The sequence below is a fragment of the Ciceribacter azotifigens genome (assembly GCF_048159625.1).
GTDB lineage: Bacteria > Pseudomonadota > Alphaproteobacteria > Rhizobiales > Rhizobiaceae > Allorhizobium > Allorhizobium azotifigens.
The window spans coordinates 390,989-410,819 of sequence record NZ_JBLQTA010000002.1 but is presented as its reverse complement, the minus strand read 5'-3'; the positions used below and the strand labels follow the sequence as shown (position 1 = coordinate 410,819).

The 19,831-nt window shown below is 60.4% G+C and carries 17 protein-coding genes and 1 pseudogene; 12 read left to right on the top strand and 6 right to left on the bottom strand.

The window, feature by feature from the left end:
• Positions 1-21 precede the first annotated feature (21 nt).
• The 3 genes from plsY to ACM6UT_RS04920 are packed head-to-tail and all read left to right on the top strand — an operon-like array spanning position 22 to position 2,751.
• Positions 22-639: a glycerol-3-phosphate 1-O-acyltransferase PlsY gene (gene plsY, locus ACM6UT_RS04930; protein ID WP_416796239.1), complete on the top strand. Its 618-nt coding sequence runs from the start codon at positions 22-24 to the stop codon at positions 637-639.
• A gap of 4 nt (positions 640-643) precedes the next feature.
• Positions 644-1,231, top strand: coding sequence for a DNA-processing protein DprA (locus ACM6UT_RS04925; protein ID WP_416796238.1), 588 nt, complete (start codon positions 644-646; stop codon positions 1,229-1,231).
• 23 nt (positions 1,232-1,254) lie between these two features.
• Positions 1,255-2,751 carry a recombinase family protein gene (locus ACM6UT_RS04920; RefSeq protein WP_416796237.1) on the top strand — a complete coding sequence of 499 codons (1,497 nt, stop codon included), beginning with the start codon at positions 1,255-1,257 and terminating at the stop codon, positions 2,749-2,751.
• 65 nt (positions 2,752-2,816) lie between these two features.
• Here the strand turns inward: ACM6UT_RS04920 and ACM6UT_RS04915 are convergent, their stop codons facing one another.
• On the bottom strand, positions 2,817-3,710 hold the full coding sequence (locus tag ACM6UT_RS04915) for a DUF2806 domain-containing protein (protein ID WP_416796236.1): 894 nt from the start codon (positions 3,708-3,710) through the stop codon (positions 2,817-2,819).
• A 1,110-nt stretch (positions 3,711-4,820) separates the two neighbouring features.
• Between ACM6UT_RS04915 and ACM6UT_RS04910 the strand changes: the two genes are divergently transcribed.
• From ACM6UT_RS04910 to ACM6UT_RS04885, 6 genes are all read left to right on the top strand, one after another.
• On the top strand, positions 4,821-5,249 hold the full coding sequence (locus tag ACM6UT_RS04910; RefSeq protein WP_416796235.1) for a hypothetical protein: 429 nt from the start codon (positions 4,821-4,823) through the stop codon (positions 5,247-5,249).
• 50 nt (positions 5,250-5,299) lie between these two features.
• A complete protein-coding gene (locus tag ACM6UT_RS04905) occupies positions 5,300-5,767 on the top strand; it encodes a hypothetical protein (protein WP_416796234.1) in 468 nt (155 codons plus the stop codon).
• On the top strand, positions 5,749-6,258 hold the full coding sequence (locus tag ACM6UT_RS04900; RefSeq protein ID WP_416796233.1) for a virion core protein, T7 gp14 family: 510 nt from the start codon (positions 5,749-5,751) through the stop codon (positions 6,256-6,258). Before ACM6UT_RS04905 ends, ACM6UT_RS04900 begins: the two co-directional genes overlap by 19 nt.
• 70 nt (positions 6,259-6,328) lie before the next feature.
• Positions 6,329-10,039, top strand: a complete 3,711-nt coding sequence (locus tag ACM6UT_RS04895) for a hypothetical protein (protein ID WP_416796232.1) — start codon at positions 6,329-6,331, stop codon at positions 10,037-10,039.
• A 73-nt stretch (positions 10,040-10,112) separates the two neighbouring features.
• A complete protein-coding gene (locus ACM6UT_RS04890) occupies positions 10,113-10,565 on the top strand; it encodes a BRO-N domain-containing protein (protein ID WP_416796231.1) in 453 nt (150 codons plus the stop codon).
• Positions 10,566-10,683: 118 nt separating this feature from the next.
• On the top strand, positions 10,684-11,121 hold the full coding sequence (locus ACM6UT_RS04885) for a hypothetical protein (RefSeq protein WP_416796230.1): 438 nt from the start codon (positions 10,684-10,686) through the stop codon (positions 11,119-11,121).
• 1,221 nt (positions 11,122-12,342) lie between these two features.
• On the opposite strand, the gene ACM6UT_RS04880 is transcribed toward ACM6UT_RS04885, so the two are convergent.
• From ACM6UT_RS04880 to ACM6UT_RS04865, 4 genes are all read right to left on the bottom strand, one after another.
• Positions 12,343-12,645: a DUF6804 family protein gene (locus tag ACM6UT_RS04880; protein ID WP_416796229.1), complete on the bottom strand. Its 303-nt coding sequence runs from the start codon at positions 12,643-12,645 to the stop codon at positions 12,343-12,345.
• Between the two features lie 2 nt (positions 12,646-12,647).
• Positions 12,648-13,867 (bottom strand): IS3 family transposase gene (locus ACM6UT_RS04875; RefSeq protein ID WP_416796228.1). Its coding sequence is split into 2 segments (ribosomal slippage): positions 12,648-13,531 and positions 13,531-13,867, totalling 1,221 coding nucleotides; the frame shifts between segments, so codons are not numbered across the junction.
• 124 nt (positions 13,868-13,991) lie between these two features.
• Complete coding sequence (locus ACM6UT_RS04870) at positions 13,992-14,378, bottom strand: DUF805 domain-containing protein (RefSeq protein ID WP_416796227.1); 387 nt, start codon at positions 14,376-14,378, stop codon at positions 13,992-13,994.
• 4 nt (positions 14,379-14,382) lie between these two features.
• Positions 14,383-14,658 carry a hypothetical protein gene (locus tag ACM6UT_RS04865; RefSeq protein WP_416796226.1) on the bottom strand — a complete coding sequence of 92 codons (276 nt, stop codon included), beginning with the start codon at positions 14,656-14,658 and terminating at the stop codon, positions 14,383-14,385.
• A gap of 535 nt (positions 14,659-15,193) precedes the next feature.
• Here ACM6UT_RS04865 and ACM6UT_RS04860 point away from each other — a divergent pair.
• Positions 15,194-15,775, top strand: a complete 582-nt coding sequence (locus ACM6UT_RS04860) for a recombinase family protein (RefSeq protein WP_416796225.1) — start codon at positions 15,194-15,196, stop codon at positions 15,773-15,775.
• A gap of 304 nt (positions 15,776-16,079) precedes the next feature.
• A pseudogene (locus tag ACM6UT_RS04855) lies at positions 16,080-16,691 on the top strand (DNA-processing protein DprA); the annotation flags it as partial.
• Here ACM6UT_RS04855 and ACM6UT_RS04850 read toward each other — a convergent pair.
• On the bottom strand, positions 16,665-16,877 hold the full coding sequence (locus ACM6UT_RS04850; protein WP_148155662.1) for a hypothetical protein: 213 nt from the start codon (positions 16,875-16,877) through the stop codon (positions 16,665-16,667). The pseudogene ACM6UT_RS04855 and the gene ACM6UT_RS04850 overlap by 27 nt on opposite strands.
• 256 nt (positions 16,878-17,133) lie before the next feature.
• Between ACM6UT_RS04850 and topA the strand changes: the two genes are divergently transcribed.
• A complete protein-coding gene (topA, locus tag ACM6UT_RS04845; RefSeq protein ID WP_416796224.1) occupies positions 17,134-19,794 on the top strand; it encodes a type I DNA topoisomerase in 2,661 nt (886 codons plus the stop codon).
• Positions 19,795-19,831: the final 37 nt, after the last annotated feature.

Genomic DNA, 19,831 nt, shown 5'->3' with positions numbered 1-19,831 from the left:
GATAAGTAACGGGGGGACACAGTGGCGAACGTCAATTTCCTGCAAATCGGCCTGCCGGCGCTGATCGCGGTACTGAGCCTGGGCTATCTCCTGGGCTCGATCCCCTTCGGCCTCATCCTCACGCGAATGGCCGGCCACGGCGACCTGCGGCAGATCGGATCGGGCAATATCGGCGCCACCAACGTGCTCAGGACCGGCAACAAGAAGCTCGCGGCCGCGACCCTGCTGCTCGACGCGCTGAAGGCGACCGCCGCCGCCGTGGCTGCACAGGCCGTCTTCGGTGCCAATGCCGGGCTTCTCGCCGGGTTTGCCGCCTTCATCGGACACCTGTTTCCGGTCTGGCTCGGCTTCAAGGGCGGCAAGGGTGTCGCAACCTACATCGGCACCCTGCTCGGAGTCATGCCGCTGATGGTCGCCGTCTTTGCCGTCGTGTGGCTGTCGATCGCCGTCATCACCCGCTACTCCTCGTTGTCGGCCCTGATCGCAACCCTTGTCATTCCGGTTGTATTGTGGATTACTGGCGCCGAGGAAGCCGCCATCGTGACCGCGATCATGACCGTCGTTTCCTGGTGGCGGCACAAGGCCAATATCGAACGCCTGATCGCGGGAACGGAAAGCCGGATCGGACAAAAGGGATAGGCGCATGCCCGAGCGCAGCGCAAGACGGAACGGGATTGCGCTGACGGAAAGACAACGGATCGCCTGGCTACGGCTGATCCGGAGCGACAATGTGGGGCCGGCGACCTTCCGCGACCTCATCAACCATTTCGGAAATGCCGAGGCGGCCCTCGCCGCCCTGCCGGAGCTGTCGCGCCGCGGCGGCTCGATGAGGCCCGTCCGCATCGCCAGCGAGGCCGACGCGGTTCGCGAGTTGGAAACGGCCCGGCGCCTCGGCGCAACCTTCATCGGCATCGGTGAGCCGGATTATCCGCCGGCCCTGCGACAGATCGACGGCGCACCGCCTCTCCTCGCGGCGCGTGGCGACCTTTCAGCGACGCGGTTCGCCTATGTCGGCATCGTCGGCTCCCGCAATGCCTCGATCGCCGGCGTCAAGTTCGCGAGCCTCATCGCGCGTGAACTCGGCAGGGCGGGCTATGGCATTATCTCCGGACTGGCGCGCGGCATCGACACCGCCGCCCATCGTGCAAGTCTCGAAACGGGAACGATCGCCGCCATGGCCGGCGGGCTCGATCGCTCTTGTCGGACAGTGAACAAACATCTATCTGGATGATGAACCACAGCTAGAGTTTCGACATGCACATTTCACAATTGAGCGGGAAAACCGCAATCTCCTATGCCCGGTGGTCCTCAGGTCGCCAAGCCCTCGGAAGCTCCTCAGCACGGCAAACCAAGATAGCCGCCGAGTACGCGGCAAAAGCCAAGATGGTGCTTGATGGCAGCATCGTTGACGACGGTGTCAGCGCCTTCACCGGGGACAACCTTGAAGCAGGGCTGGGCAAGTTCCTCGATAGCGTGAGATCCGGCCAAGTCCCTTCGGACGTTGTCCTTCTCATCGAGAACATGGACCGGTTTTCCCGCAGGAACCCCATGGACGCCTTGCCGACGTTCCTTGAGGTACTCAAAACCGGCCTGATCATCGTCACGCTCCAAGACGAAATGATCCACAGTGACGAGCGTTACCGTGAAAACCCCATGCTGCTTGTACCCTCACTCGTCAGCATGCAGTTGGCCCACGACGAGAGCTTGAAGAAGAGCATCCGGCTCAAGGGTTCGTGGGCGGATCGCGTCAAGAAGATAGCCGCTGGCGAGCGCATACCGATTAGCAAGGTTCCCTTTTGGATTGACCGGAAGACCCAAGGGTTCAACAACCGCGTTGACGACGCCCGTGAAATCTTTCGGTTGGCAGCGGAAGGACATGGAGCAAGCGCCATCACCCGCGCAATCAACCTAAAGGGCATCCCGAGTTCCCTCGGGGGGACGTGGTGTCGCAGCATGATACAGGACGTTCTCAAGTCGAAAGAGGCGTATGGAACGCTTGTCATTAGAGGGCACGAACAGCCCGACTACTATCCGCCTATCGTATCCGAAACCGTCTGGCTGGCCATCCGCAACAATGCTCGCAAGCAGCGCCGGAACCCTCAAGCGGCAACCGACGCCAACCTGTTCCCGCGTCTCCTAAAGTGCGGACAGTGCGGAAGCCCGATGAACGTGACGACTACCAGCAGTTGGGGCAAGCGGTATAGGTATGCGGCTTGCACGGGCCGAACTACGAGCCGGAACGACTGCGGAGCCGGGAACTGGCCTTATGACCTGTTGGAAGAGAAATTCGTCGGACACCTTGGTGCCATCCTGGCTACACCCGACGAGCCGATGTCCCTCACGGCTGAGGTGAGTGAGCGCGACACGCTTCTCACGCGATTGGAGGCGCTGGAGGTACGGAAACAGAACGCTATCCAGTCGTCCATTGAAGCCGAGACGGCAGACGTACAGCGAGCATTCCGGGAAGCGGCTGACGGCTTCTCAAGACAGATCGCGGCGATGCGTTTGCAGCTTGCCGAGCTGGCCGAGGCAGCAGCGTCCGAAGTCAATAGCGCAGCGCGATCATTGGACATTGCCGCCGCCCTTGACGAGGCACAGACATTGCGAGAGAGCGACAGGCCGCGCTTGCGGGGCATGGTTGCGGCGGTAGTGGATGCGGTGACGCTGGAGCCGTACCACCGCAATGACATTAATGTCGCCGTGGTGAGCCTTAGGGGGCGGCAGCGGCCCTTCAATCTGGTGTTTGAGTAGTATCCGGGGCACCACGGCTCGCATAGGAAACCCGGTCCGTATCGCTTCCACTCACGAACTGAGGGCTATCGACACACGGACGCGGCTTGGTCCTTGACCCATGGCAAACCAGGACTGTCAATGTTGATTGCAACCCAGCAGCCTTCGTCAATCCACATTTTCATTGCAGCTTCAAATACTTGAAGGATAGGCTCAGCGGAAACGATACCGGCGAGTTGCGCCCCAAGCTTTGTGAAGAGTACAGCCCCCGTTGGCACTTGATTGTTCTCCGTGTGCGGGAACTCGATGTAGACACTGACGCCATGGTAACGAACCAACCCCTTCTTGGCCTGAATACCACTCAAGGAGTATCCGAGGCCGGTTGAAATCAGGCCAATCGACTCAAGAGTGAGAATGTCATCGAACGTCAGGCCGGGAACGCCGCTCTTATTTGGATCGACAATCACCAGCATGGGCTTGCCCCAGTCCCACATCGCCGAACACAGTTTCTCGAATGCCCGTGCATCCGAGGCATCTAGTGAATTGATAACCTCCAAGGACCGGCGGGAAAAAGTCCCCGGCTTGTTAGCCTCCTCCCCCAAGATCCTCCCCCATAACTCTTGCGCTTCCTCGCTTGAATAAAGCTGCGCTCTGTCGAACATTGATGCGAGCCAGTCTCGGTCAATCGCCGCAGGATCGGCATCACTTCGCAGGTGTGGGATGGCCTTGGCGGTGATGGACTCGATATTCCGTTGTTTCTGCTCCGCATCCTCGATTAGCCGCGCTAAGCCGCGTTCCTGGATCTCTGTTAGCTCAATCGCACCCAAGGCTCTAATCTGCTCGACGGCCACCTCCGCTCGGGCCACTCGCTTCATTTGCCAAGGCTTGGCTATTCCGCCGACGGCATCGCACACCCGTTCAACCAAGATGGCAGCTGGTTTCGAAATGTCACCGAGATTGATAATGCTTCCCTCTGCCATTCGCCGCTCCGTAGTTGAAATCGAAGGATGCAGCGCCTTGGACACAACTTCAAGATACTTGAAGAAGCCGCGCACAGTTCCGGCCCGTGCGGGGGAGGGAGTGCGCTCAACGCGAACTTCTCGTATGCACCACGGGGGACATATCGGACCACCCGAAGGCCGGAACCGTCTAAGAGGGCGCCCCGCCAACGGACGAAGGCCTGTGAGAGGAGTTCAGCCCCGGCGAATACCCCTCCATACTGGACATACGAGCGCGTTGACGTGAGCATGACGGCGTTCGAAAGGCTCCAGCGGTCACCCGAAGACGCCCCGGCACCTGAGTTGCGGCGGCGCTGCGGAGACATCCAAAACCGGCCCCGACCGTTGGGAGACAAGCAATTGATTTCAAAGGAAAATAACTACCCCTTCATACTGAGAGAACGAATTACCCCTCCATACAGGTAGAGCCACGGGCTTCACCCAGAGACATCCTTAGTTATCTCAGGTTTCTTTCATAAGTTATCAGCAGAAGTATTCTCCCAGAGAAACCTCTCAGTTCCCTCACGGTTCACCCCGTGGTGCCCTTCTCCTCCTCCTTCCTTGTCCACTCTCCTTGTCCTCCCCTGACGAAGTCCCGCCCATCGGACGGCACGTTGCTCAGCGATGCCGCTTGCCGTCCCCTGCGTTCCTTAGGCAACCTGTACGCCCCGTGCGTCATGCCGCTGAACGCCTCAGGTAGACCAAGCAGCGGCCCCCGGAGGTTTCCTTGAGACCACCTGCCGTCGCCCCGCAGGAACGCGTCTCGGGGAACCTCTTGGGGCCATCCGTCCCGCCGTCCGCATCCGCACCGACCATCACCGCCTAGACCTGCATTCTTTCCGATGCGGTCAACGCGATTTAGCGCGATCAAGCCGCGTCCCGCCCCATGACACCTGAGAAGCCCTTGCGCCTCTCTGTGGCAGGCTTGCGCAGCTGTGCGCATTCACGCCTTCCGTCACCTCCCATCCCCTTTGCCCTGGCATCGCCGCCGGGGCGCTCTTGCACGTCGCCACGACAGCGCCGCGCACCTCTTCGGGCCACCCGCCCGACACTACCCGTTGCCTCAAGGCAGCACTGGCAAAGGTATCCAGATTGATCCCGACCACCACCATCACCATTGAGCTTTTCGGCTCCTTCGGCGCTCGCCATATCGAGAGCGGCACCACGATTGACCGCATCAATCAATGTAACCGCGCGACCACCAAAAGCCCTATCCCGGTTCTCTGCCGTGAACTGATCGCCCACGGGCACGACCCGCAAGAGCGCGTCCACATCGTCCGCAGGTCGCTTGACCGCGATGCGCTCATTCCTGTCTTCGACCGTGACAGGCCGCTGGCGAAGTGGGCAGAAGTTGACATCATCGAGAACGCGGGACGCGGCCCTCACACCATACCACACCGCCCGTTTCCTGATGCCCTCAAGCGCGAAAGCAAGCGCAAGGCGTCCAAGGTAGACGATCCTACCGGAAACCCCGAACGCCTCCCCACGGGCGACCGCGCAGCAAGCAGCGAGGCCGCGTAATGGTCGCCAAGATGCCTCGCGGTTCCCGCGCCTACATCGTCCGAGAACTGATGTTCGATGACCTCGACTACATAGCCGCAAACCTTCGCCCCGCCGATGCCAAGGAACTTGAAGCCGCTTCTGGCCACACGAACTTTCGGGACCGGCTGACCATGTCCGTCGCATTGTCGGAAGAGGTGCGCGTGGTCGAATGCGGTGGCGCTCCTATACTGGTTTTCGGCCTTGCCCCAATCAGCGATGCTGTCGCCGCGATATGGGCCTGTGGCACATCCGGCGTCTCAAGGTTCCGGCGCTCGTTTGTCGAAGACAGCCGCGCCATGCTCCAGACTTGGTTCGATGCACGGCCGAAGCTCGCTCGCCTTGCCAACTTCGCTCACGCCGAAAACACCGTCCACCACCGTTGGCTCAAGGCACTCGGGGCCACCCTGCACCCTGAGGAACCCGTGGGCCACCGGGGGGCGTTGTTCCGGCCCTTCACGATTGACAGGGAGGCGTTGCCGTGTGCGATCCGGGCTTAATCCTTGGCATCGCCTCTGGCGTGGCCTCTACCGCTGGACAGGCGCAAGCCGCAGCGGACAATCAGGAAATGATCCGAAAGCAGACCATCCTTGAATACGCGTCCCAAGAGAGGGAATTGCTCGTTCAGGCCGATGCAGCGAACAAGGAAGGCTATCAAAGCCAACTGGAAACGGACCGCGCTGTCGCGCTGGCGAAGGTGACGGGCGAAGGCATGGGCGGTGCGACCGCAGCGGCAAGGATCGCGGAACAGCAGCGGCAGGGTGCCTTGTCCATCGCCAACGCGAAGGACCGTAGGGACAACGCCAAGGCCAACTACACGATGGCCGGAAGGATCACGCAAACCACGGCACAGAACGACATCAACCGCCAAGCTGTGAACCCGTTGACCGCCTTCACCAACATCGCCGCCTCCGGCATGTCAGGTTACGGCACCCTTGGGAGCTTCCCGACCGCCAACTCTGCGACGACGCCGACAGGGCACCTCAAGTGACCCCCGAGGGGCGAGCCTTCGGGCATGCCCCATCGTTGCACCGAAGACCAATAACATCTCAAGGAACACAATGAGCAACTTTGAACAGCAGCCGAACGGCTACTACTTCCCCACGGCTGCCCTGATGGATCGTGTCCGCGCAAATCCAGAACGATACCCCGACGCGGCAGCAGACTTCGCCCGTTTGTCCGGGAAGGGCGTGGATGAAGTGCAATCGATCCTCGACAATCACGGCTCCTATTTCGGAACTGTCGGCAATCGCGTCACTGACCTTGTGCAAGGCGGGTCCGAAGCCGTCGCCATTGCAGCCGAAAACCTCCTTCCCGCATCCGTCTTAGGCAGCGGGGCGCAAAGTCTCCGCCAGTTCTCGCAGGGCCTGGACCCGAAGTTTGATACGGAGAAGGGCATGGTCGAGAACCTGACGGAAGGCGTGGGCCAAGCCATCCCCGCGATTGCCGCCACAATTGGGACTGGAGGTTGGGCAGGTCTCGCCATTGGCGCTGGTGTCTCCACCCTCACGTTCGACAACGACGAAACGTTGACCGCCGCAATGGAAGAGGTTGCCCCCGGCATCACCCCGGACATCCTTGTTCCTCAGGAAGGCGACAGCGAAGAGGTGAAGACCCTTAAGGCCCTTGCCGCCAACACGGTAACCGACGCGCTGTCCCTTGGCGCGTTTAACGTAGCGGGGAAAGCTCTGAGGGGGCTTAAGCGGTCCCTCAGTGGCACCGCCGCCGATGCCGTAGCGCCGAACGCCGCACCTCTCGTTGCCGCAGGTGCACCCCGAAGCGCCGCCGATCAGGTAAAGACCGCCGCAGTGGAAGCCACCGCCCGGAAGCTGGACGCATCCATCTCGTTTGAGGAGGCCGCCTCCCGTACCAAGACCAGCGAGCGCCGCCGCCTTGCCGCACGGATCAACGGCCAAGCCGTCACAGGACAGCCGGTTGACCTCCAGTTGCGCGACAGGTTCGTCTTGGACGCGACCGTGTCGGCTGACAGGTTGTCAGGACGCACCGCAGACGTAGCGGCGGGAGCGGTCGCCTCTAAGGCCCTCCCGGCTGACATCACCGGGTTCCTTCATCGGATGCACGATGCTTTGGAAGCCGGGGACGATGCGGCATTGCTGGCGACAGCAAAGCAGGGCGTAGCCGCAGCCGGAACGGTGAACAACTCCTATGCCCAGACCGTAACGGCAGCGGCGATCAGACAGGCCCTATACCGGAAAGGAATTGGGTTTGAGGAGATGGTGTCCCTTGTCCGTGCCGATCCTTCCATTGCAACGCGACCGGCAGCGGCCCAGACACTCCGGGACATCTCAGAGGGCATCATGAGCCTTGCCGAGATTGACCGCCACCTTGGTTCCGCCGCGTCATACCAGTTGAACTACCGTAAGGGCATCATGCAGGGCACCGGGCAGACCGTTGACGATGCCGTGAAGTACCTTGAGGAGACTTTCGGGGAAGACGGTATCTCGCTGTTCGCGGATCGCTTCGAGTTCATCGACGGTGCCGCGAAGCAGTTGGGCGGATCGGGCATCGACCTTGTGAAGCTGCTTCCGCAGTTGGATGACATGTTCTCGGAATTCGACAAGGCCCGTCAGGGTGCCCTTGCTAACCTCAAGGACAACATGGCGTCCCGTTTGTCAGCAGAAGAGAAGGCCAAGGCCGTTGGCTCGACAATCCGCATGATTAAGGACCTCCAGACAACGGCGCTTCTGTCGCAATTCTCGACAACAGGCCTCGACATCGCCAGCAACACCCTCAACAACTTGCTCCTCCCGTTCATGGAACACGGCATCACCAAGGGGAACTGGGGACGCGCCGGAAGGGAATATGCCGGTTATCTGTCCGGGTTCGCCAAGGCACGGGAGATCGCCGCGAAGGCATGGAAGAAGGGGGAAGGAGTTCTTGATGACTTCGACATCACCGATCAGACCGTGTCCCGCCTCAGCTATTCCAACTTCCCGATTGCCGAGAAGCCGGGGGTGCATTTGGCCCTGAGGATGGCGAAGATCGCCACCGACGCCGCGCTTGCCTCTTCGGAATTCTGGAAGGCAACCCGCGCTCAGGGCTTGGCCTACGCGGACGGCCTAGAATTGGCCCTGTCGTCGGGCATGGGTAGACGCGAGGCGAAGCGGTTCGCGTCGGACTATGTGTTGAAGCAGTTCAACGGGGCGGGGCAACTGATAAACGCCAAGTACCGCTTGGATGCCGCCGAGACCGCGTGGCAAGCGGCCTTTGACACCCGCTATGTCACCGGGAAGGTCGGGCAAGCCATCGACAACGTGCGCAATCGCGACGATGTGACAGGCCTCCTTGCCCGGTCCGCAATGCCGTTCTTCCGCACCATCGTCAACATCGGGTCCAACTCGCTCCAGTTCCTTGTCCCGCCGGGAACCCCGTTCGCGCTCCGACAAATGGCGAAGTCGCAAAGACACGCTTGGCTCCGCAAGGTCCCCAAGACCCTCAAGGCCCTTGACGACTTCACGGGTGCCAACGGCACCGCCGCACAAAACCGCGCTGTAGGACGACACCGCTTAGGCATGGCCGGGACGATGGCCGCTTATGCCGTCGTGCAGATGAATGATGATGTGGAGATCACTGGGGCCTCCGGGTTCAAGAGATGGGATGCACGGAAACGGGCATTCGAAGAGTATCCGCCGAACTCCATTGTTATCGGCGGTACGGCCTTCGACCTGAACCGAATGCTTCCGTTTTCTGCCCCGCTTATGCTCGTCGGCATGTTGCGGGATATGGAGATAGAGGCACAGACGCATTTGGAGGGCGGCAACTACTCCGCCGACAACAGCACCGCACAGGCGCTTGTGGACTACGTCCCGGCGTTGGCCCTCACTAACCTGACGCTCTTCCAGGACAGCGCCGCGATGCAGGGCGTGTTCAACCTGTTCGACGCCGTACAACAGGCCGTGGAAGACAAGAACCTCGACGCCTTGGGCCTCTATGTCGAGAAGTACGCGCAGCAGTTCACTCCGGGTGTCGTCAAGATGGCCGCGAAGAACGTCAACGAAACGCAATACGAGGGCTTCGACTTCTTCTCGCGTTACGCGGCGGCGGCAGGTTTGCCCGTTGGTCTCCCCAAGTTGGACTTTGCGGGGGACCCGATTGTGCATCAGTTCGGGCGCGGCATCGATCCGTTCAACCGGAAGCCGCTCAAGACTGACAGCCCCCTTCACCGCGAGTTTGTCGCGCTCAATCGGCTGGAGGGTCTAGCCATGGTCCCGCCGCGCCCGGACATGGTCTTTGACAAACGCTATTGGCGGAAGATGGGGGTGCTGACAGACGGCATTCTTGGGAGCGACAATGCCCCATCGCTCACACAGATGGAAACGCTGGACGGCAAGAACGGGTGGGAAGCCTACCGGGAATATCTGTACCACGGCACCCTGTCGGATGACGCGACCGTCAGCACGGGGGGCCAAGGTGACGGAAACGACGTGGGCAAGGTTCTCCTCCTCAAGGGAGAGAACTTCAAAACCGCCGTCACCCGCATCATCGAAACCGGCAGCTATCGCGCACTGACGCCCGATGCACGGGCCAAGGTTTGGAACGCGGTATTCGGCCACTTCAAGGGGCTGGCAAAGGATCAGTTAGAGCGGGAATTGATCGTGGCCCCCGAGGTATTCGCGGGAAGCCGTTACGGTGCACCCGTGGAAGCCCCGGCATTTCTCAGCGATGTACGGAAGGGTAGCGCCGTGATGGCGTCACAGGTGCAGCGGAGCCGTGGTTCTCCGCTGGACGAAGCATTCCGCGTCGAAAGGTAATGCCAGCGCGGCACGGGGGGAGTTTGGCGGCTTCCCCCGTTCGCCCTGCCGACCGAACACCTGGGGTGGTAACATGACCAACAACAAGCAAGTGTCCCTCTACGACTTCAAGGGCCATCAGGTCCGCGTGGTGGAGCTGGAGGGGAACCCGTGGTTCGTCGCTGTGGATGTATATTTCATCCTGTTTCAGAGAACGACCGGGATGTCAGCTAGGCAGTATCTAGCTCCAGATGAGCAGCAAGTGCTTCATAAGGTAAGCGCACCAGCCGCGCTAACCTCTCTCTTTAAGGGACCGAGAGGTCGCATCGCTTTAATTTCCGAGAGCGGCCTCTACAAGACGATCATGCGCTCGGACAAGCCCCAAGCGAAAGCCTTCCAGGACTGGGTGACCCGTGAGGTCCTCCCGCGCATCCGCAAGGACGGCATGTACGTCAAGGATGAGGAGAAGATCGACCTCGCGGACGATGACGCCTTGGACCGGATGACCAAGCTGGTTCTTGAGGACTGGCGCTTCTGTTATTCTTGAACGCCCTCAAGGGGCAACCCGAGAAGTTGCGGCGAGACCAAAGACCCGCAGCGATCATATTTTCAAAATATTCTGACCGCTGTATGAGTGGCGATTATACACTCAGCGGGGGCCTCCTATGGTATTCGTCATTTACTTGATTATTGCGCTCGTCTTCGGATTGATCGGCTCAAGCATGGCAACTTCGCGAAACCGTAGCTCCGGCTTGTGGTTTGTGCTTTGTGCGGTGTTTGGTCTTTTTGGAATTATCGCCCTGTTGCTGATCGGAAAGAACCCCGGCGGCGGCACAAGCGAGGCCAGCGGCGTTTTGCTGCCCCCGACCGCCAATTTTGACAGGACGAAGTGGCAGGTCCTTTCCGAAGTAGACCCCGACATTCAAGCCGCGATTGCGAAGGTGGCACCGTTTGGCGATAGATGGGTATCCCAACTTGCAGAGAAGTACCTTGCAGTTGGCGATAAACAGTACTTGGACAGCATCGTTTCCAACGTGATTGGGGCGGCACAGAGTGCACCCCCCGGAACCCCAAGAGGGAACAATCGGCAACAGTCAGTTTAGGCGCAGAACGGACGGCGGTTATGTAATCGTTGGTGGTGCCTTTGTCGGGACAAAGTTCAGCAGCTACGACGACATGGTTCGCAAGTTCCAGAAGAACGGGCAGACGGTGAAGCTCTAGGTCGAGAGCGATCAAGCGCGTGCCCCCTTCTGTTGGGACGTGCCACGCCATCAAACGCGACAGGTGGGACGGAACACAAAAGCCTGAGGATGCACGTACCGAGCGCAGACACGCCGCTCCAACCTTGCAGCTGTGCACCGAAGCAAGGTTGGGGCCATCCCTTAGCGCCTCCTAGAGCCGCGCCGTTCGCTCCGCGTCACGCGCTGCGATCAGTGCGACTGCGGCGGGGCGGATGTGTTGAGGACCGGCTTCTATGATTGATGGGTCCTCGACTATCACGAAGTCGGCGACCATCGCTTTCCTTCTTCGGCCGCTGACGCCATCCCACACCTTGCGGCAAGCGGCCCAATAGTCTCGGGCTTGGATGATGTCTACGCTCACAGGCGCTAGTGCGTCCGTGAAGTAGACTACGGCGAAAGTGAGCGGTTCGCATCTTTTTGTGGTCATGTCCCTGGTTCTCCGTTTCGAGGCCGCATGTGTTGTGGCGGCGGGACTTCCTATTACTCACATAAAAGAGCGAAATAAAAGCACCAATTTTCCCGATATCTTCATACTTTTCAAAAGCTTCGGTAGCGAAGGCAGTGTGGGAGCCGGGGCGCAGAGGCTGCCAACGGGTTTCGGCTTGAAGACCTCGCAAATGCCTCCGTTATCGAGCGGAATGGCGGCGATGAAGATTTTTCAGGTTGCCCCGAGTGGGGGGAGACGAACACAGCCGACGCCGATGGGGTATGGGCCGAGGTCTAGAAAGCTCGCCTTAGCGAGCCTTCCCTTGAGATGCGACTTGCGGTCGGTCAGTTCCCGCCCGGACGCTGATCTGCGGCGCGGCCGCCACAGCGCGAACCATCCGAAGCAGAGTCCCAAGAGTGCTGGCAATTACCCGCATAGACGGCAGATGATGCGGTTACGAATACGACTGCGACAGCAGCAATGATCTTGAACATTTTGGTCCTCCTATGAGTGAGACGCCACCGTTACGCGTCTTTGGTGTTCTTGTAAACGGAGCAACCTGACCTTGTTTGGCATCTCGCGTTTCTGACTAGAAAGGTGATTTGGATAGGAATTGATCGGGGAGAACGAAGAGGGAGCGTTACACTGCAACAGTTCTAATTCCGCCCCGAACGCAAGCCGACAAGCCAGCGAGCAATGAAAATCGCCGCAGCGCCGAGATCCAGCACGAACCAAACCTCCCTATCAAGATGGACAGGTATAACAGGATTAAAAAGCAGAGCCAGGAAGCCGAAAAGCAGAACCCAAACAGTTAGCCGCTGATGCGTCTGAAATTCGCTCCACGCGAGAAACACCCCGGCGACCGTCACGACCAGTCGTAGCAGCGTGTAATAACCGTAGGGCATCGGCATCGTCGCGACCGCCAAAAGAACTGGAGTTGCCCCCAAAAGACCGGACATGCTCAGGTTTGAGATTGCGAGCTGATGAACTCGCGGGGCGATTGATATCCTAATGCGCTGTGCGGGTGAAGATTATTGTAATGCTCGAACCAGAGCGGCAGTTGCGCCATGACGGTTTCGGCATCCGGGGTGGGGTTCACCGCGACGTAATCGCGCTTGAAGGTTTTGACGAAGGCCTCGGCCATGCCGTTCGATTGCGGGCTGCGCACCGGCGTCGTGCAGGGTTCCATGCCGATGTCGCGGAGCAAGGACGCGGTGTCCCTGGCAATGAAGCAGGAGCCGTTGTCGGTGAGCCATTCGATGGGTTCGGACAGCATGTTGATGCGACCGAAGCGTTTCTCGACAGCGGTGATCACGAGGTCCTGCACGTCCCGGCTCTTGATGCCCTCGGTGGTGGCTACATGAGCGATTGCCTCACGGTCGCAGCAGTCGAGAGCGAAGGCGACACGGACCTTTTCCTTGTTGTCGCAGCCGATCTCGAAGCCGTCGGAGCACCATCGGATGTTCGAACGTTCGACAGCGACCTGACCGTCATGGAGACGATCATCGACCGCTCCGGTGTGGCGCACCAGCAGCAGATTGTGCAGCTTCATGACCCGGTAAACGCGCTTGGCATTGGGCCACGAGCGCCCGTCTCTCCGCGCATTCCTGCGCAGGACGGCATGGACACGCCGATAGCCGTAGGTGGGCATGACGGCGATGACGGCCTTGATCTCATCCACCAGGTCCCGATCCGGGAGTGGTGGGCGTCCTTTGGCTCTGGAAGGGGAGCCTGTGGCGCGCGTGGCGATATTCGACCGGGCGACACCCAAAGTCTCGCAGACGGTCTTCATCCCAAAATCCCCCTTGGAAGCGAGAGCGCGCGCAACATCTGTTTTTTTGGGCCGGAGGCGATTTCGAGAGCTTCCTTGAGGATTTCGCTCTCCATCGTCTTCTTGCCCAACAGGCGTTGCAACTCCTTCACCTGGGCCTGAAGCGCCCGGTATTCGGACGCCGGAACGACCTCCTCCTCGGCGGCCGTCGCCGTCAGTGCCCCTTGAGACGCCAGCTTGCGCCAGGCGAACAACTGGTTCGGCTGAATGCCGTGCCGACGCGCGACGATGCTCACCGTCGCGTCGCCCTCATAGGTCTCCTGAATGATCGCCAGCTTCTCTGCCGTGCTCCAACGCCGCCGACGTTCCGGCCCGGAGAGGACTTCCATCTTAAATTTGCTACCAGTCATATTACCAACATTACTCCTACCCACTTAGCTAAGTGGGGGAGCATGTCCGGGCCTTTCGGGGGCCAATTCACGACCGCCAAAAGAACAGCCGGGATGAGTAGAAAGACGTTTGGCATCTTGGCTCCTAACTCGCATAGTCGAGAGGACTGGGGCCATATCGATTACCGCCTGAGGTCCCTGGGACGCAGCAAAGGACGATGTAGAAAGCAAGCGTCGCCGCACCTCCAACATATCGATCCGCGATGCCGATCGGTATCCACAGCAGGGCCAGCCATCCGGTCAACCCCATGTCCCGAAGCCGTTGGGCGGTTAGGGAATAGCCGCAGATCACGTAAGGCACACCGAATAGGATTAGAATGAGCAATGCGGCCCGTTCTCCCGCACCGAAGAACCAGAGAGCCGCCAGGACCAAAAACAGCAAGGCGGTAAGCAGTATGCTCGCGAAAATATAGCTCTTGCGGTTCCGCCTTATCCCGAACGAGAACCATTCTTCTGTAGCCGGAACACCCATTGGACTACCTGTTCGTGACCGCATCAAACAAGAAGGCGACGGCGAGCACGGGTATGTACCAGAAGAACAGCGCGGCAGCCTGCCAGATGCTCCAGTCCCATACGGTAACAGCCCCGTAGACACCAAGGCCCGACCCTAAAAGCGGGATATACGTGACCACCGCCGCAACTAGAAAACTGATAATCCATCCGACGTTCATGGCATGACCGACGCCGTCCATAATTGCGAATAGCTGGACGATCCCCATAACAAAATAAGCAATACCTAAAAAGACCTGCATGGCATGTGCCCCCTTCTTACAGGTCAAAACGATAGTTGTGGCACGGCCAATTTCAACTGGTTTTTCACCATCTGCACACCTTTGACGCGCACATCAGTTCTTGACCGAAGGACGGTGCAACATGGTGAGCGGTGACTGCGATGTAGACCCGTGAGTTTTTTTCTGAAAAATTCGTTGGCCCGTCCGCAGAGATCCCCGAAGGAAAATCCCCCCGTACCCCCTAGGGTGCCCTCTCCGTCTCCTATACGTGGCGACAGTGAAGAATGGGGGCACCTCTCGACAACAACCGTCTTTCGCCGGATGCCCTCAAGGCCAAGGAAAGGCGTCAGGTGTCCCCACGGCATCACCCTAGCCGGGAAGGCTTGGCGCTCGTTATTCGCGTTGACCGCACCAGAAGGAGCAGCACACCGCCCACGCCCGTCCATTCGCTGGAACTGTCCACAATGTTTACTTTCGGGACACCGCTCACTTGACTGGCCATTTCGCGTCCACTAAATGTATGTCCACAACAGCTAAAGAGGATAGTGGACGAAAGATGATCGTAGGATATGCGAGAGTGAGTTCAACGGGGCAGGACCACGCGACCCAGATTGACCGCCTGACGGCAGCGGGTGCGGAGAAGCTGTTCAGCGAGAAGCAGTCGGGCTTGGATAAGGACCGCCCTGCCCTTGAGGAATGCCTTCGGTTTGTCCGTGAAGGCGACGTGCTGCTCGTAACGAAGCTGGACCGCTTGGCCCGTTCGGCTTCGCACCTTCACCAGATCGTTGAGGGCTTGAACCAGAAGGGCGTGGGCTTCCGGGTGCTGGACGACGCAACGCTCGACACGACGACACGAACCGGCAAGCTGGTCTTCGGCATCCTCGCGAGCATCGCAGAGTTTGAGACGGCGCTTCGGAAGGAGCGACAGTTGGAAGGCATCGCCAAGGCCAAGGCCGAGGGGCGAACCGGGGGACGACCCGCATCGATTACCCCGGGTGTCAAAGCTGAGATCGTCCAGCTAAGCACCGGGGGTGCCAGCGTTCGCCAGATCGCTGCGGAAGTAGGGTTTAGCAAGTCGGCAGTTCAGAAGGTGTTGGACGCTGCCGAGGCTGAGAAGAAGGACAGCGCGGTAAACTGAGGGCCTCAGGGGAGCCGCAAGCAATCCTGCCTTTGTCTGCCATCCCACATTTTTCCACCTATACCGCCCCAAGGGGAACCCCGGGGGCACCAACAGTCAACGCGAGGTGACCAAAATGCTTGAACTCTTCAAAACTCTACTGACTTGGGCCCTATGGGCTTTTGCTATCGGGTCGGTGCTTGGAATGACCTATGTTCCACTGTCCTTGGCCTTTGAGGACCAAGCCAAGAGGAAGAAGGCAAAGGAGCGCCAACAGCAGTAGGCCTATTGCCTTTCTTGTCCCCGTGTTTTGTTCACTGTTCGGCTCGACCGGCCTTACCCTCCCGAAAACGCTGGTCTTCTCGACGAGATCTGTAACGGCCGCGGGCTCGCCATCAGCGAGATGCCGTTCGGCTGGGAGGCGCGGGCGCGCGACTTCCCCCGCCGCAACCGCCTGATTGCCGGTGCCGCCCTCGGCGTCGTCGTCATCGAGGCGGCGAGCCGCTCCGGTTCGCTGATTACGGCACGCCTTGCCGGCGAGTTCGGCCGGCTCGTCTTTGCCGTGCCGGGCTCCCCCCTCGATCCCCGATGCCACGGCACCAACGGGCTACTCAAGGATGGGGCGATCGTGACAACCGGGGCCGAGGACATCCTGCAGGCGCTGGCACCGATCGCCGGCGTGGAGAACCTCGCGCCGCGGCAAGCCGAAGAGCCGGAGGGAGATGGAGAGGAAAAGGCGTTGCAACCGCCACCAACCGAGAACGAACGGACGCGCATCATCGACGCCCTGGGGCCGACGCCTGTGGAGATCGACGACATCATCCGCCATACAGGCCTGTCCGCGTCGGCGGTCTATCTGGTGCTGCTGGAGCTCGATATCGCCGGGCGGCTTCACCGCCATGCCGGCGGCCTAGTCTCCCTGGCCATGGCGGACTGAAAGGCCCCGCCGCCCGGCCTGGATATCGCCCGCCTCCAGATAAGCCATCTCGATGAGATAGCAGAGCATGTCCGCACCTTCCCGCTGCGCCACGTTGCGCAGTTCGCCGAGTATCTGGCGGACGTAAGCGATGTTCTCGCGTACCCGCAAGCCGTCTCCATTGCCGTCAAGAAAATTCGGAACCATCGTCCTAGCCCCCAGCTCCAAAATGCCCGGTCACGCCGGACGGCTGCACATCAACGGAGTCGAGGATAGACAATTCATCTAGAATTGCAACTTTAACGATTGCTCCCGTTGGTTGCATTGCGTTGAACTTGAGAAAATGACGGCTCCCTCTTGACCGGAAGCGAATCCCTGTCCATGTCGGGAGGCCTGTAACGCAACGTACCCTTCTCAGCCGTGCTGAAGATCAAAGGTCCGCTGGCTTGTACCGAGAAAAAGCATGAATGTCGTAGTCGTTGAATCTCCAGCCAAAGCCAAGACGATCAACAAGTATCTCGGTTCGGGATACAAGGTTCTCGCCTCGTTCGGTCACGTTCGCGACCTGCCGGCGAAAGACGGCTCCGTGCGGCCGGACGACGATTTCGAGATGGTCTGGGAGGTCGACGGCGCCTCCGCGAAGCGGATGAAGGACATCGCCGACGCGGTCAAGGACTCCGACGGCCTCTTTCTCGCGACCGACCCGGATCGCGAAGGTGAAGCGATCTCCTGGCATGTTCTCGACCTTTTGAAGAAGAAGAAGGTGCTGAACGGCAAGCCGGTCAAGCGGGTTGTATTCAACGCAATCACCAAGAAGGCCGTTCTCGACGCGATGGCGCAACCGCGCGACATCGACGAGGCACTGGTAGACGCCTATCTCGCCCGCCGGGCGCTGGACTATCTCGTCGGCTTCAACCTTTCGCCGGTTCTCTGGCGCAAGCTTCCGGGCGCACGTTCGGCCGGCCGCGTACAGTCGGTGGCGCTTCGCCTCGTCTGCGACCGCGAAACGGAAATCGAACGCTTCGTCGCCGAAGAATACTGGCAGATCTCGGCGCTCCTGAAGACGCCGCGCGGCGACGAGTTCGAGGCACGTCTCGTCTCCGCCGACGGCAAGCGCATCCAGAAGAACTCGATCAAGAACGGCGAGGCCGCCGGTCGTATCAAGGACCTGCTGGAAGGCGCTCGCTACGTCGTCGAAAGCGTCGAGGCAAAGCCCGTCAAGCGCAATCCCGGACCGCCCTTCACCACCTCGACGCTGCAGCAGGCAGCGTCCTCGCAACTCGGCTTCTCCGCCTCGCGCACCATGCAGATCGCGCAGAGGCTCTACGAGGGCATCGACATCGGCGGCGAGACGGTCGGTCTCATTACTTATATGCGTACCGACGGCGTGCAGATGGCGCCGGAAGCGATCGACGCCGCGCGGTACGCGATCGGCGACCAGTTCGGGCCCCGCTACCTGCCTGAAAAGGCCCGCTTCTATTCGACCAAGGCGAAGAACGCCCAGGAGGCCCACGAGGCGATCCGTCCGACCGACTTCAACCGGATCCCGGCCAAGGTTCGCAGCCATCTCGATTCCGACCAGTTACGGCTCTACGAACTGATCTGGAAACGCGGCATCGCCAGCCAGATGGCCTCGGCTGAGATCGAGCGCACGACGGCGGAGATCCTCGCCGATCGCAACGGCGCGAAGGCAGGCCTGCGCGCCGTCGGCTCCGTCGTCCGCTTCGACGGTTTCCTCGCCGCCTATACCGATCAACGCGACGAGAACGAGAGTGGCGAGGACGACGACGAAAGCGGTCGTTTGCCGGAAATCAACGCCCGTGAAATGCTGGAAAAGCGCAAGGTGAACGCGAGCCAGCACTTCACCGAGCCGCCGCCGCGCTATTCGGAAGCATCGCTGATCAAGAAGATGGAAGAGCTCGGCATCGGCCGCCCGTCGACCTATGCCGCGACGCTCGCCACGCTCCGCGACCGCGACTACGTGACGATCGACAAGCGCAAGCTCATTCCGCAGGCGAAAGGCCGTCTGGTGACGGCCTTCCTCGAAAGCTTCTTTACCAAGTATGTCGAGTACGACTTCACCGCCGATCTCGAAGAGAAGCTCGACCAGATCTCCGCCGGCGAACTGAACTGGAAGGACGTGCTGCGGGACTTCTGGCGCGATTTCTTCTCCCAGATCGAGGATACCAAGGAGCTGCGCGTCACCAATGTGCTCGACGCATTGAACGAGGCTCTCGCACCGCTGGTCTTCCCGAAGCGCGAGGACGGCTCGGACCCGCGCGTCTGCCAGGTCTGCGGCACCGGGCAGCTGTCGCTGAAGCTCGGCAAATATGGCGCTTTCGTTGGCTGCTCCAACTATCCGGAATGCAACTATACCCGCCAGCTCTCATCGGAGGGCGGCGCCGATGCCGAGGCTTCGGGTGTTCCCGAGACGAAGAACCTCGGCAAGGATCCCGTTACCGGCGAGGAAATCACGCTTCGGAGCGGCCGCTTCGGACCTTATGTCCAGCGCGGCGAAGGCAAGGAGGCCAAGCGCTCCTCCCTGCCCAAGGGCTGGACGCCGGCGACGGTCGACTATGAAAAGGCCCAGGCGCTGCTGTCGCTCCCGCGCGACGTCGGCAAGCATCCCGAGAGCGGCAAGATGATTTCGGCCGGCCTCGGCCGCTACGGGCCGTTCGTGCTGCATGACGGCACCTACGCCAATCTCGACAGCATCGAGGATGTGTTCTCGATCGGCCTCAACCGCGCGGTCACAGTTTTGGCGGAAAAGCAGAGCAAGGGACCCGGAGCCCGCGGGCGAACCGCCCAGGCTGCACTGAAGGAGCTCGGCGAGCATCCCGACGGCGGCGCAATCACCGTTCGCGACGGACGCTACGGTCCTTACGTCAACTGGGGTAAGGTGAATGCCACCCTGTCGAAGGGCAAGGATCCGCTGTCCGTCACCGTCGAGGAGGCGCTGGCACTGATCGCCGAAAAGGCCGGGAAATCCGGCGGCAAGGCGGGCACGAAGGCGAAAAAGGCCCCTGCGAAGGCGGCAAAGACCGAAGGCGGCACCAAGGCCACCAAGACGAAGACAGCGGCGAAACCGAAGGCCAAAGCCGCCTCGAAAGCGAAGAAGAGCTAAATATTGAAAAAGCCATCGCGCGACACGAGCCGCCCCG